Below are 12,470 nucleotides of genomic sequence, written 5' to 3'. Positions count from 1 at the left end.
CAAAACACAGGATGCAGCGAAAAAAGGCGCTGACAGCCCGGCCCCCCGCCCCCCGCTTATATGGCGACCTGGCTCCCCAGTTCGACCACGCGGTTCGACGGCAGGCGGAAATATTCCATCGCGCTTTCCGAATTGCGCAGCATCCATGCGAATAATTTCTCGCGCCACAGGGGCATACCCGGCTTCTTGGCGGCGATCAGTGTCTGGCGCGACAGGAAGAAGCTGGTTTCAATCATCTTGAACTCGCCGCCACAGCTGGTCACGCGGTCCAAAGCCGCCGGAACATCGACGGGCTGCATGAAACCATAATTCAGCACAAGCCGGTGGAATCCCTGCCCCAGATCCTCCAGCGCACACAGCTTTTCTTCGCGCACGAAAGGCACATCGGCAATTTTGACCGTGAGCAGGATGATCCGCTCGTGCAGCACCTTGTTATGCTTCAGATTGTGAAGCAGCGCATGCGGGACACCGTCCGCCGACGACGTCATGAAAACCGCCGTTCCGGGCACGCGGGTCGCGCTGTTCGCCGCGGATTTGACGAACACCGGGATGGGCATTGCGCCTTCGGCCATCTCACGCTGCATCAATGCGCGGCCGCGCGACCAGGTGGTCAGCAGCGTGAAGATGGTGAGACCAATGGCCAGCGGCACCCAGCCGCCATCGGGAACCTTGATAAGGTTCGCCCCGAAATAGGCGATATCGACGATGAAGAAGACAGCCAGAACCGGCAACGCTTTCCAAGCGGGCCATTTCCACAGCGTGAAAAGAACCACGCTCATCAAACATGTGTCGATGAACATCGCCCCCGTCACCGCGATACCATAGGCCGCAGCCAAATTGCTGGACGATCCAAAGAAGAGGACGAGGATGATCACCATCGTCATCAGGAACCAGTTCACCACCGGAATATAAATCTGCCCGGCCGCCGACGCGCTGGTATGTTCAACGCGCAGGCGCGGGATAAAGCCGAGCTGGATCGCCTGCTGGGTTAGCGAGAAAGCGCCCGAAATCACGGCCTGACTGGCAATGATCGTTGCAAGCAAGGCCAATATCACCACGGGAATGCGCCAGGCGTCGGGCATCATCTGGAAAAAGGGGTCGGCGATCAGGTCGGCGCGCGGCCCCGCTTCGGCGGCCAATACCATCGCGCCCTGCCCCATATAGTTGAGCATCAGCGCGGGCAGCACAAAGACCAGCCAGCTCAGCCCGATCGGCCCGCGTCCGAAATGGCCCATATCGGCATAGAGCGCCTCGGCCCCCGTCACCGCAAGCACCACTGCACCAAGGGCGATAAACGCGGTAAAACCATCGAGATAGAAGAAACGCAGCGCATTCAGCGGATTGACCGTTTCGACGATAATCCACGGATTGGCGGCGATATGCATGACGCCCAATGTCGCGAGCATCAGAAAATAACAGAGCATGATCGGGCCGAACAAGGCCCCGACCTTCGATGTTCCGCGCGACTGAATGGCGAAAAGGAATATCAGGATCGCAAGCGCAATCGGCACAATATAAGGCGAAAAGCCCTTGTTAACATAAGTCAGCCCCTCGGTCGCCGAAAGAACCGACATGGCCGGCGTGATCATGCTGTCGCCATAGAATAGCGCCGTTGCAAAAACGCCGAGCAGGATGATCGGCCACGTCCAGCGCTTGCCTTCGGAGGAGCGGCTGATCAGCGCGAGAAGGGCAAGGCTGCCGCCCTCCCCCTTGTTGTCGGCGCGCATGATCGTCAGCACATATTTGAAGGTGACGACGAGCATCATCGACCAGAAAACAAGGCTCAGTACGCCATAGATGTGGAGCCGGTCGGGCTCGATCGGATGATGGCCAGCAAATGTCTCGCGAAAAGCGTAGAGCGGGCTGGTCCCGATATCGCCAAAAACGACGCCAACGGCGCCGACCGCCAGCTTTAATTTGCCGTCGCCCTGATGGCCGTGGCCATAATGGCCGGTTTCGGCGGCGGTCGGAGCAGCGCCCATGGCGCGGTCCGTCGCCTTTTGCGACTCAGCAGACATGCCGGGGCCTTTAGCCCAGTCGTTCCATTTGGAACAGCATGGAAATCATCCTGCTTCGGAAGGGTTCGGCGGTGCCGGCTCCAGCACGGCGCGAAGCTGCGTCAACCGCTGCTCCAGATCGGGCCGCCACGGCGCGTCGTCCGGGCTGCGCGCGAGCAAGTCCGACCACACGCGCTCCGCGCCCGTGAAATCGCCGCTTTGCGCTTTCGCCAACCCCTCAAAGAAAGGCGGCGCGGGGTGCGCGGGATCGCGCCGCGCCGCCTCGTCAAACGCAAGCGACGCCGCCGGAGACATCATGCCGCCGCCATGGGCGACCAGCGCATTGCCCAGCCCGACCCACAGATCGACATTGTCGGGATATTTTTCGAGCGCCTTTTCCAGCGTTTGCGCGGCCAGCCTGGTTTTGCCCGTCCGCATGAAGCCGTCCGACATGCCCAGCCACTGCGCCGCGGGACCGAAGCGTTCCGACATGCCGCGCCGCTGATCGCGGATCGCCTCGCCAAATCCTTCGGGCTCGTCGGGCGCCGCGACGGGTTTTCCCGGCAACATCGGATGCCCTTGCAAAGCATAGCCTGACAGCGCAATCACCATCGCCGATGCCAGCCGGGTGCGCGCATCGCCCACCAGCCGTCCCCGCCAGATCATCACGCCCATGGTGACGCCGATCGCGACCAATATCCAGAAATAGGTCATGGGGCCTCATTCTCGCTGGGCGTTCCGCGCCCCATGAACCGCCGCGAGGCAAGCCAGATGCCCAGCGCAAGGAAAATGAACGGGCCGCCCCACAGCAAGGCCGTCGCCATATCCAGCGGCGGGTCATAGCTCACCCAATTGCCATAGCGCGCGACAAGCCATTCGCGAATGGCTTCGGGGCTTTCGCCCGCCGCCAATTTGCTTCGCACCTCATGCCGCATATCGCCCGCGAGCGCTGCGTCGCTGTCCGCAATCGACTGGCCCTGACAGACCAGACAGCGCAGGCTTTCCATCAGCGCCCTCGCCTCCGCCTCTTTCGCAGGATCGCGAAGCTGCTGATAGGCATAGGGCGCGGGCGGCAAGCGATCCTGCGCCGCAAGCGGCCCCGCCCCGCCCCACCAAGCCGCCGCCAAGAGGCTGAGCGTCAGCAGCAGGCCGGGCGCCTTCACTCCATCGCCTCCAGCTTGGCGAGGATTTCGGGGACATGCTCGGCCAGGATCACGCCCTGAATCTGTTCGCGAATAATCCCCTTGCCATCGACCAGAAAGCTCTCCGGCACCCCCGACGACCCCAGCGCAATCTGCACGCTGCTTTGCATGTCAGAGCCGATGCGGTCGAAAGGATTGCCATATTCCTTCAGAAATTGCGCGACATCCTCGGGCCGGTCGCGAATGGCGATGCCGTCGATCGGCACTCCGGCTTTTTTCAGCGCCTCCAGCTGCGGCGCTTCGGCGCGGCAGGGAATGCACCAGCTTGCGAAAATATTGACCAGCCGCGGCTTGCCATCGGCCAGATCGGCGCTTTTCAGCCCCGGCACCCCGGCGGTCGCGGGGGGCAGGTTGAACAGCGGCATCGGCTTGTCGATCCAGTGCGACTGGACCAGGGTTTCGGCCGGGGTGGTCAGCCGATAGAGGAAGGCGCCGAACAGCAGGCCCAAAATCGCCAGCGGCACGAACAAAAGCCAATGTTTCTTCATGGTGCAAAACGCTCCTCTGCCTTGCGCGCACGGCGCGCGCGCCACAGGGTCAACCACTGCGCGCGGCCAATCAGCGCGAGCAGCGCGCCCAAGGCAATCAGGCCGCCGCCCAGCCATATCCACCACACCAGCGGCTTCCACCACAGGCGCAGTTGATAGCGCGCCACACCCGCACCTTCGCCCGGCACCGGCTGGCCGAGCACGGCGTAAAGCTGCCCACCCGGCCGCGTCAGCAAGGCGGCTTCATTGGTTTCGACCGGCGTGCGCCCCATCAGCCCCGGGAACATGCGCGATTCGGGCGCCATGACGACCGCCTTCCCGCCCGGGTCGGTGACAACCAGCCGCGCCTTGAGCGCAGTATAATTCGGGCCAGCAACCGGACGAACGCCGTCAAAGCGCACCGAAAAATCGTCAATTTTGACAATATCGCCGGGCGCGGCCGCAACCAGCCGTTCTTTCAGGAACGCGCTTTCGGCGCCCATACCAGCGAGCGTCACGGCAACCCCGAAATGCGCGACCACCATGCCCCACACGGGCAGGGGCGTCCGGCGCAGATTGCGCCCCCACAGCGGCGCAAAGCTCGCCAGCGCGACAATCGCCGCCACCGTCATCCCGAGCAGCGGCAATATCTCGACCCGCCCACCAAACAGGACGAGCGAGAACAGGATCGCGCCCCCCGCAAACAGCGGCACCGGCAGGCGCGTCCACAGCTTGCGCCCGTCATCCTTGCGCCAGCCGAGCAGTGGCCCCGCCACCATGACCAGGCACAGGATCAGCGCGAGCGGCCCCGCCACGCGGTTATAATAGGGCGGTCCGACCGAAATTTTCTCGCCCATCGCCTCGGCAACGATTGGATAAAGCGTCCCCAGCAGCACCAGCGCCAAGATGGTAGTGAGCAGCAAATTATTGATCACCAGCGAGCCTTCGCGGCTGAGCAGCGCGAATTTCTTGCCCTCCGCCACCGCCCCGGCGCGCAGCGCAAACAGGGTCAGCGCCCCGCCGATATAAAGCGCCATCAGCACCAGCAGGAAAGCGCCGCGTTCGGGATCGACCGCAAAACTGTGCACGCTGGTCAAAAGCCCCGACCGGACAATGAAGGTGCCGACCATCGACATGGAAAAGCCGACAACGGCGAGCATCACCGTCCAGGCGCGCAGCGCATTGCGCGTCGCCGTCACCGCCACCGAATGGAGCAGGGCCGCCCCGGCGAGCCAGGGGAGAAGCGAGACATTTTCCACCGGGTCCCAGAACCACCAGCCGCCCCAGCCCAGCTCATAATAGGCCCAATAGCTGCCCGCGGTGATCCCCAAGGTCAGGAAGATCCAGCTTCCCAGCACCCAGGGGCGCATCGCGCGGGCAAAGGCGGGACCAATCTCGCGCGTGACCAGTGCGCCGACCGCAAAGCTGAACGCCACCGACAGGCCGACATAGCCGACGTAAAGCGTCGGCGGATGAAAGGCGAGCCCGATATCCTGCAACAGCGGGTTCAGCCCCTGCCCGTCGGGCGGCGCAACCGGCAAACGGCTGAAAGGGTTGGAAGAAAAGAGCAGAAAGGCAAAAAAGCCAAGGCTCAGCGCGGCCTGCGCGGTCAGGGTCGCGATCAGCGTATCCTCGCGCAGCCGCTTTTCGAACAGCGCGATCAATCCCCCCGACAGCGACAGGATCGTCAGCCAGAGCAGCATCGACCCTTCATGATTGCCCCAGGTTCCGGCGATCTTGAACAGCATCGGTTTCAGACTGTTGCTGTTGCGCGCGACCAGCTCGACCGACATGTCCGACCGCACGAACAGCGCGATCAGCAGGGCAAAGGACAGGGCGGTGAGCACCCCCTGCGCTACGCTGGCGGGCCGCACGGTCGAGGCCAGTTCGCTGCGTCCGTCGCGCAGGAACAAAATGCCCGAAACAAGCGTCAGGCACGCCAGCGCCGCCGCTATCCACAATAGCGCAAGGCCCAGTTCCGCAATCACAGCCCCGCCTCGCGCGCCTGAACCGCACCGGACCCCGCCCCTTGCACTTCCGCTGCCACCGCCGCGGGCATATCGCCCATCTGCGGCGGCATATAGCGTTCATCATGTTTTGCGAGAATCCGGTCGGCGACAAACACCCCGTCGGCGCGCATCCGCCCATCGGCCACCATGCCAGCTTTTTCGGCAAACAGATCGGGGACGATGCCCGTGAATTCGACCGGCACGCTCGCCTTGCCATCGGTGGCAACAAAACGGATGCTTACCCCATCGGGCTGTTTCGCGATGCTGCCTGCGGCGACCATGCCGCCCAGCCGCATCGCCTCGCCCACCTTCGCCGCGCCGCCCGCCACGTCCTGAGGGGTGCGAAAATAGGCGGCCTCGTCGCGCAGCGCGCTGGCGCCCAGCACGCCCGCGCCAACAATGCCCGCCAGCGCGAGCAATCCCAATATCAGGCGTTGATGCTTCGCCTTCATCGCCGGTCCCGGCGTAGCGCGTCGCTGCGCTTTTCCGCCTTGGCCATGCTCCGCCAGCTATGCCAGAGCACCGCGCCGGTCAGCAGCGCCGTCAGCGCATAGGCGGCAACGACATAGGCCCATTGGCCCGACCCCGTAATCACTCCGCTCATAGCGCCCCCTCTTCGCTGCCCGCCATGCGCCGCAGCCGCGCCGTCACGCGATTATCGGCAATGATCCGCCGCATCCGCATCAGGACAATCGCACCGAACAGCAGGGAGAATCCAACCAATGTCAGCCCCAGCGGCCACAAAAGCGCGCCATCGATGCTCGACCCGCGCAAGGTGATGCTCGGCCCTTGATGCAGGCTGTTCCACCATACGACGCTGCGATTGATGATCGGCAGGTTGATCGCCCCCACCAGCGCATAAATGGCCGCGCCGCGCGACACGCTCCCTCCCGCTTCATTCTCGCGCTCGCCATTGGTCAGCGCGATGAAACCGGCATAAAGAAACAGCAGCACCAGCATCGAGGTCATGCGCCCGTCCCATTCCCACCAGGTGCCCCAGGTGGGCTTGCCCCAGATCGAGCCGGTGGCGAGGCACAGCGCCGTAAACAACATGCCCGGCACCGCAATCGCGCGCGCCGCCACCCCGGCAAGCGGATGCCGCCAGATCAGCTGCACCAGCCCTGCCAGCGCCAGGCCGGTCCATCCCCCCATGCCAAGCCAGGCCGAGGGGACGTGAACATAAAGGATGCGCGCGGTTTCGCCCTGCTTGTAATCGCCCGGCACCATCGTCAGGCCGGCAAAGGCCCCGGCCGCCACAAAAAGCAGCCCCAGCACCAGCAGCCAGGGCGTCAGCGGCTTGGCAATCGCCAGAAAACGGGTCGGATTCGCATAGGCGTGCATCGGTTCCGCGTCCTTAGGCGAGCCGAACCGGACGGTCCAGCAATTTGCCCGCGCCCTTCCCGGCGCGCCTCAGGCCTCCGGCCGCGTCCAGATCCAGCTCCCGCCGATCAGCGCCGCTGCCACCGGCACCAGCTTCCACGGCCAGGGGGCGAACAGCAAGGCCATGAGGATACTGAACGCAAAGGCAAGCAGTGCCGCCACCTTCCCCCGGCGGCTGATCGCGCCATTCTCGCGCCAGGCGACGATATGCTGCCCGAAACGCGGGTGCGTCACCAGCCACGCCTCCAGCCGGGGCGAAGAGCGCGCAAAGCAGAAAGCGGCCAGAATGACAAAGGGCACGGTCGGCAACAGCGGCAGCACCGCCCCCACCGCGCCAAGGGCAAGCGACAGCCAGCCGCCGACAAAGAATAAATGCCGCTTCATCGCGAGAAGGCTTAGCGCAATCTGGTCGCGCCGCCACTCCTATCGTCGCCCATTGTGCCGCCGGGGCATCCCCGGCCGTCCTCAGCCGCGACCGATCAACTGTTGCGCCATCCGGTCGGCAACCACCGATGCCGGGGTCTGGCTCGCCTTGCTTTCGGCCCATATCTCGGCGAGGCGGCCCGGAATCTTGTGAATCCGGCTTTCCACCTCTTCGCGGCTGCCCTGCCCTAGATATTCCAGCGCGACATTGATGATGCCGCCCGCGTTGATCACATAATCGGGGGCATAGACGATGCCGCGATCATGGATGCGTTGCCCATCGGCAGCGGTGGCGAGCTGGTTGTTCGCGCCGCCCGCCACAATGGGAACCTTCAGCCGCTCGATGCTCTGTTCGGTCAGAATGGCGCCCAGCGCATTGGGGCTCAGCACATCGGCCTCAACCTCCATGATCGCCGCCGAATCGACCAGATCGGCACCCAATTCCTCAGCCAGCGCCTGCGCGCGCGTCAGATTGACATCGGCCAGCGTCAGCTTCGCGCCTTCCGACGCCAGCCGCCGCGCAACCTTGCCGCCGACGCTGCCCACACCCTGAATGGCGATGCGGACATCCTTGACCTCGTCGACGCCCAGCCCTTCCCTGATTGCCGCCTTGACGCCCAGATACACGCCCAGCGCGGTGAAAGGCCCCGGGTCGCCGCCGACCTCGCCGTTGCCCACGGGCAGGCCGCTGACATGCTTGGTGTGTTTGGAAATCTCGACCATGTCAGCATCATTCACGCCGACATCCTCGGCCGTGACATAGGCGCCGCCGAGCGATTCGACCGCCCGGCCAAAGGCCGCGAGCAGTTCGGGCGTTTTTACCTGGCCTTCATCGGCCAATATCACGCCCTTGCCCCCGCCCATCGGCAGACCCGCCATGGCATTTTTATAGCTCATGCCGCGCGACAGGCGCAGCGCGTCGGTAATCGCAGAGGCACGCTCGGGATAATGCCAATAGCGCACACCGCCCGCACCGGGACCAAGATGGGTCGAATGCACGGCAATCACGGCGGTCAGTCCGCTCGCACGATCCCGGAACATATGAACATGTTCATGATCGTCGAAATCGGCGAAATCCCATACAGCGGACATGGCGGAACCCTCTACGTTCAAAAATTACGTGAGGGCGTAATAATGCAACAGGGGTGGCGAGTCACGCCGTTTCCTGCGGACCCGTTTTGCTTCGTCATCATCGCAAAAAATGGGGCGACCGACGGGACTTGAACCCGCGACCCCCGGTACCACAAACCGGTGCTCTAACCAACTGAGCTACGATCGCCATGCGCCGCGTGCAAATATGCCGTCGGCAGGGCGCGGGCGATAAGCGGCGCGTCCCCTTTCGTCAAGCATTGTTCGCGCGCCCGCTCCCCTCTAAAAAGGCGCCCATGGCAGCACAGCATATTGTCGACATGGCGACCTCTGGCGCCGATCGCACCGCCGACCGTCTGGCGCGCCTTCCGGGCATTCGCCGCGCCCCGACGCCCCGGCTTCAGCAATTCACCCTGCCGGGCTTTCTCGATGTCGATTTGTGCGAGGCGCTGATCGAGCGGATTGACCGCGACGTCCATCCTTCGACCATCGCCGATCCCAATGGCGACACCGCCTTTCGCACCAGCACCACCTGCGATCTCGATCACCGCGATCCGCTGGTCGCCGCGCTGAATGTCCGCCTCCACGACATCACCGGCATTCCCCTGCCCTATGGCGAGCCGATGCAGGGGCAGCGCTATGATGTGGGACAGGAATTCAAGGCGCATACCGACTATTTCGATCCCGCCGGCAGCGACTGGCAGACTTATTGCGCGATTCCGGGGCAGCGCAGCTGGACGTTGATGATCTATCTCAACGAACCGCCCGCCGGGGGCGCCACCCGTTTTCTTGCGACCGGAAAAATGCACAAGCCCGAACAGGGAAAGCTGCTGGCGTGGAATAATGTGAACCCCGACGGCACTCCCAATGCCGACACGCTTCATCACGGGATGAAGGTGCGAAAGGGCCGCAAATATATCATCACCAAATGGTTTCGCGAACGCCCCTGGCCCTGGCCCGAAGGCGAATTGCCGGCCTAGGCTGTCACCCCCGCGAACCCGGGGGCACCGATGTTATAACTCGGCGCTCCCCGGTTTGCAGGTTATCGTTAGCGAAGTCGAGAATGCCCATGAGCGAGCCGTGGAGCGTCGCGTGCACCTCGCCGCGCTTCGCGCCCGGATGGAGGACGATCTTGCCGACGAGCGAACGAATGTCGCTTGACGCGTCGAGCCGCGTTTCGGGGTCATCGAGCGTTTCGGCGAGCTTGACGACTTTGCGCTGGTAGATTTCCGCAATGCCGGGATGAACGTCGGGGACTTCTTGCGGCGCTTCCGCCAGCCGCGCGGTGATCTCGACCCGCTCGCGTTCGAGTTCGTCCATCCGCGCCTTCATGGCGGGCTGGTAGAGTCCATCCTCGATCGCCGCGATGATGCCCGCGACAGCCTTGTCGATCCGTGCCAGTCCCCGCCGGTCTGCCTCCGCCTGAATGCGCTGCTCGCGATTCTCGCGGTTGATGTGCGCCGCATAGGCCGCGACCGCCGCCTCGATCTTGTCGGCCGACACGAGCTTTTCGGTGATACCGGCAAGTGCCCGGCGTTCCAGTTCACCGCGCCGGATCGTCCGACTGTTGGTGCAGCTACGGCTACGATGATGGCCGACGCATCCATAGCGGTCGCCGACGACCACGGCATAAGTGCCGCCGCAAACACCGCATTCGAGAAGGCCTGACAGGAGATAGGCCGGGCGCCGCGCCCCGACGAGCGCGCGCGCCTGCGCCGCTTCCCGGATTCCGGCATGGCGTTCGGCAAGCGCCCGTTGCTGGCGCTTGGCCGCTTCCCAAAGATCGTCGGCGACGATCCGAAGCTCGGGCACCTCATTCCTAATCCATTCCGATTCCGGGTTGAACCGGGTGACGCTCTTGCCCGAGGCGGGATCGGTGACGCTATGTTTGTGGTTCCAGACGCGGACGCCGACATAAAGCTCGTTGTTGATGATGCCGGTTCCCCGGCGAACATCGCCGCGGATGCTGGTGTCGCGCCATGACTTGCCCGCCGGACCGGCAACGCCTTCGGCATTGAGGTCGCGCGCAATGGCAAGCGGGCTCTTGCCGTCCGCAAACTCGCGGAAGATGCGCTCGACGACCAACGCCTGTACCGGATCGATTTCGCGTTCGCCACGTACAAGCTCACCTTCGCTGGTGAGGCGCCGGACCATCCGATAACCGTAGCCGACCGCGCCAGCGGAAAATCCCTTCTCGACCCGCCCGCGCAGGCCGCGATGCGTCTTCTTCGCAAGGTCTTTGAGGAACAGCGCGTTCATCGTGCCTTTCAGCCCGACATGCAGCTCGGAGATTTCGCCTTCGGCAAGCGTGATCAGCGGGACGCGCGCGAACTGCAAATGCTTGTAGAAGGTTGCGACATCGGCCTGATCGCGCGACACGCGGTCAAGCGCTTCGGCGAGCACGATATCGAACTTCCCCGCTTGCGCTTCGGCAAGCAGCCGCTGGACACCCGGACGCAGGATCATGGTCGCGCCCGAGATCGCGGCGTCTTCGAAGCTGGCGACGATTTGCCAGCCTTCGCGTTCGGCGCGTTCGCGGCAGATGCGCTGCTGGTCGGCAATCGACGCGGCATTCTGCTGGTCGGAGGAATAGCGGGCATAGAGCGCGGCGCGGATCATCATGTCTTCCTTTCGCGTGGCGGGAGTATGGCCCGCACAGCCGAGTAAGACAGTGTCCCGCGCAAACACCCTATGGTCAATGCTTTGGGGACCGAGGCTTTTCCGGCTGAGGATCGTTATCGTTCGCCGCACAGCGCGCCCGAATATGCTCGCGGGCGATATGTCGGCCGATCGCCTCGGCGATGCGCGTCAGGGCCGCATCGATGGCGACCGGATCAGGGACAATGTGGTTGTCGTTGGCGGGTGCGATGGGGCGCGAGCGCGGTGCATCATCCTTTTTCATAGCGGCCCGTCATCGACGGGCCGATCGTCATTCTCGGCGCGGTAGGCGGGCGGATCGGCGATCCATCGATTGATCTTGGACTCGTGCCAGCCGGCGCCGTGAACGCTCACCTTGACCTGCCTCGGGAAGGTGCCTTCGGCGATCTTGCGATAGATGGTCGAGCGCGACAGGCCGGTGCGATGACGGACGGTATCGAGGCGGAGAATTCTATCGGGAGCAGGCATGGGGTTATCTCCATTGGCGGATAGTTGACGATGCCCCCTCGGCACGAATTTCGATAAACGGCACCTGCCTTTCAAGTGTCTCTTCGGTGCATTCCGGTGCAATCGAACCATAGGATGCGAAAACAGGCGCCCGACAACAATAGCGCTCAAAAGGCGCCAATCGGCGCCAAAGGGCGCGAATAGGAAAGCCCTGGAAAGAATTGGCTGGCCTTTTGCCGGATGCGCCGTTCGACGAGCGTGCAGCTTTATCTGTTCTTGTCATATCGCAGGCCTCGTCATTGATGGTCTGCCCGCCACCAGCCAGTTTGCATCAGTCGATTCGGTTCACGCAATGGGGGAGGCATCGATCTGCCTCTCGTGTCACCTATGGTTCCTGCAGCTTCGATTGCGGAAGCATGTCGCAGAAACGACCCCATAAGATCGAAAGCCGCTCATTTGTGCCTGGACCCTATGTGAGCAGCTAGAGAAGCGGGCGTCCCATCTGCGATGGCCGCGCTCTATTCCGCTTCGCTCCACCGAGCCTGCGCTCACGCGCCGTCTCGTCGGCTGACGGCCGTGACGATCGCCGACGCAAGAGGTCGGAGCTTGGCTCCGGCCCGAAGGTCATCGCGCGTTCGCGCGCTGGCGTTGATCTCCGGCCGTGCGGTGGGAGCGTCGCTCTCCTCTGAGGCCCGCCCGGCAGTGCGCAACCCCTTTCGGGGTTCTCCATTGCATTTCGACCCTTCGGGTGCGCCCTGCCTTTGTGGCGGGCCTCCCCGGTCGCTCTCGCCGCTCCCC

General features: G+C 63.8%; 14 protein-coding genes and 1 tRNA gene. 1 reads left to right on the top strand and 14 read right to left on the bottom strand.

Translation table 11 applies throughout. The features are described from left to right. Window positions 1-56 precede the first annotated feature (56 nt). The 11 genes from JV18_RS0100945 to JV18_RS0100900 form a co-directional block, all read right to left on the bottom strand. On the bottom strand, window positions 57-2,018 hold the full coding sequence (locus JV18_RS0100945) for a potassium transporter Kup (protein WP_033073050.1): 1,962 nt from the start codon (window positions 2,016-2,018) through the stop codon (window positions 57-59). A gap of 45 nt (window positions 2,019-2,063) precedes the next feature. Then, window positions 2,064-2,711, bottom strand: coding sequence for a tetratricopeptide repeat protein (locus JV18_RS0100940; protein WP_052071661.1), 648 nt, complete (start codon window positions 2,709-2,711; stop codon window positions 2,064-2,066). After that, complete coding sequence (locus JV18_RS0100935) at window positions 2,708-3,160, bottom strand: cytochrome c-type biogenesis protein (RefSeq protein WP_081944641.1); 453 nt, start codon at window positions 3,158-3,160, stop codon at window positions 2,708-2,710. The genes JV18_RS0100940 and JV18_RS0100935 overlap by 4 nt, the downstream gene beginning before the upstream one ends. Beyond that, window positions 3,157-3,687 carry a DsbE family thiol:disulfide interchange protein gene (locus JV18_RS0100930; RefSeq protein ID WP_033073049.1) on the bottom strand — a complete coding sequence of 177 codons (531 nt, stop codon included), beginning with the start codon at window positions 3,685-3,687 and terminating at the stop codon, window positions 3,157-3,159. Before JV18_RS0100930 ends, JV18_RS0100935 begins: the two co-directional genes overlap by 4 nt. Then, window positions 3,684-5,654: a heme lyase CcmF/NrfE family subunit gene (locus JV18_RS0100925; RefSeq protein ID WP_033073048.1), complete on the bottom strand. Its 1,971-nt coding sequence runs from the start codon at window positions 5,652-5,654 to the stop codon at window positions 3,684-3,686. Before JV18_RS0100925 ends, JV18_RS0100930 begins: the two co-directional genes overlap by 4 nt. Next, window positions 5,651-6,127, bottom strand: a complete 477-nt coding sequence (ccmE, locus tag JV18_RS0100920; protein WP_033073047.1) for a cytochrome c maturation protein CcmE — start codon at window positions 6,125-6,127, stop codon at window positions 5,651-5,653. The genes JV18_RS0100925 and ccmE overlap by 4 nt, the downstream gene beginning before the upstream one ends. Continuing rightward, the gene (locus tag JV18_RS15110) at window positions 6,124-6,279 is read right to left on the bottom strand and encodes a heme exporter protein CcmD (protein ID WP_144243836.1); all 156 of its coding nucleotides are present in this window, start codon (window positions 6,277-6,279) and stop codon (window positions 6,124-6,126) included. The genes ccmE and JV18_RS15110 overlap by 4 nt, the downstream gene beginning before the upstream one ends. After that, entirely contained in the window at window positions 6,276-7,016 is a 741-nt protein-coding gene (gene ccmC / locus JV18_RS0100915; RefSeq protein ID WP_033073046.1) for a heme ABC transporter permease CcmC, read from the bottom strand. Before ccmC ends, JV18_RS15110 begins: the two co-directional genes overlap by 4 nt. Before the next feature lie 69 nt (window positions 7,017-7,085). Further along, window positions 7,086-7,439 (bottom strand): YbaN family protein, encoded by a 354-nt coding sequence (locus tag JV18_RS0100910; RefSeq protein WP_033073045.1) that lies wholly within the window; start codon window positions 7,437-7,439, stop codon window positions 7,086-7,088. 81 nt (window positions 7,440-7,520) lie between these two features. After that, window positions 7,521-8,570 (bottom strand): Glu/Leu/Phe/Val family dehydrogenase, encoded by a 1,050-nt coding sequence (locus JV18_RS0100905; protein WP_033073044.1) that lies wholly within the window; start codon window positions 8,568-8,570, stop codon window positions 7,521-7,523. Between the two features lie 110 nt (window positions 8,571-8,680). Next, window positions 8,681-8,757, bottom strand: a tRNA-His gene (locus JV18_RS0100900). A 106-nt stretch (window positions 8,758-8,863) separates the two neighbouring features. Here JV18_RS0100900 and JV18_RS0100895 point away from each other — a divergent pair. Continuing rightward, a complete protein-coding gene (locus JV18_RS0100895) occupies window positions 8,864-9,547 on the top strand; it encodes a prolyl hydroxylase family protein (RefSeq protein WP_443027756.1) in 684 nt (227 codons plus the stop codon). A gap of 4 nt (window positions 9,548-9,551) precedes the next feature. Here the strand turns inward: JV18_RS0100895 and JV18_RS0100890 are convergent, their stop codons facing one another. The 3 genes from JV18_RS0100890 to JV18_RS0100880 all read right to left on the bottom strand — a co-directional run bounded on the left by JV18_RS0100890 (window position 9,552) and on the right by JV18_RS0100880 (window position 11,693). Then, window positions 9,552-11,189, bottom strand: a complete 1,638-nt coding sequence (locus JV18_RS0100890) for a recombinase family protein (protein WP_235302706.1) — start codon at window positions 11,187-11,189, stop codon at window positions 9,552-9,554. Window positions 11,190-11,262: 73 nt separating this feature from the next. Beyond that, window positions 11,263-11,469 (bottom strand): hypothetical protein, encoded by a 207-nt coding sequence (locus JV18_RS0100885; protein WP_033073043.1) that lies wholly within the window; start codon window positions 11,467-11,469, stop codon window positions 11,263-11,265. Beyond that, entirely contained in the window at window positions 11,466-11,693 is a 228-nt protein-coding gene (locus tag JV18_RS0100880; protein WP_033073042.1) for a helix-turn-helix transcriptional regulator, read from the bottom strand. Before JV18_RS0100880 ends, JV18_RS0100885 begins: the two co-directional genes overlap by 4 nt. Window positions 11,694-12,470 lie beyond the last annotated feature (777 nt).

This window comes from Sphingopyxis sp. MWB1 (assembly GCF_000763945.1).
Lineage (GTDB): Bacteria > Pseudomonadota > Alphaproteobacteria > Sphingomonadales > Sphingomonadaceae > Sphingopyxis.
Note: the sequence above shows the minus strand (reverse complement) of the source record. Positions and strands in the feature narration are given on the sequence as shown.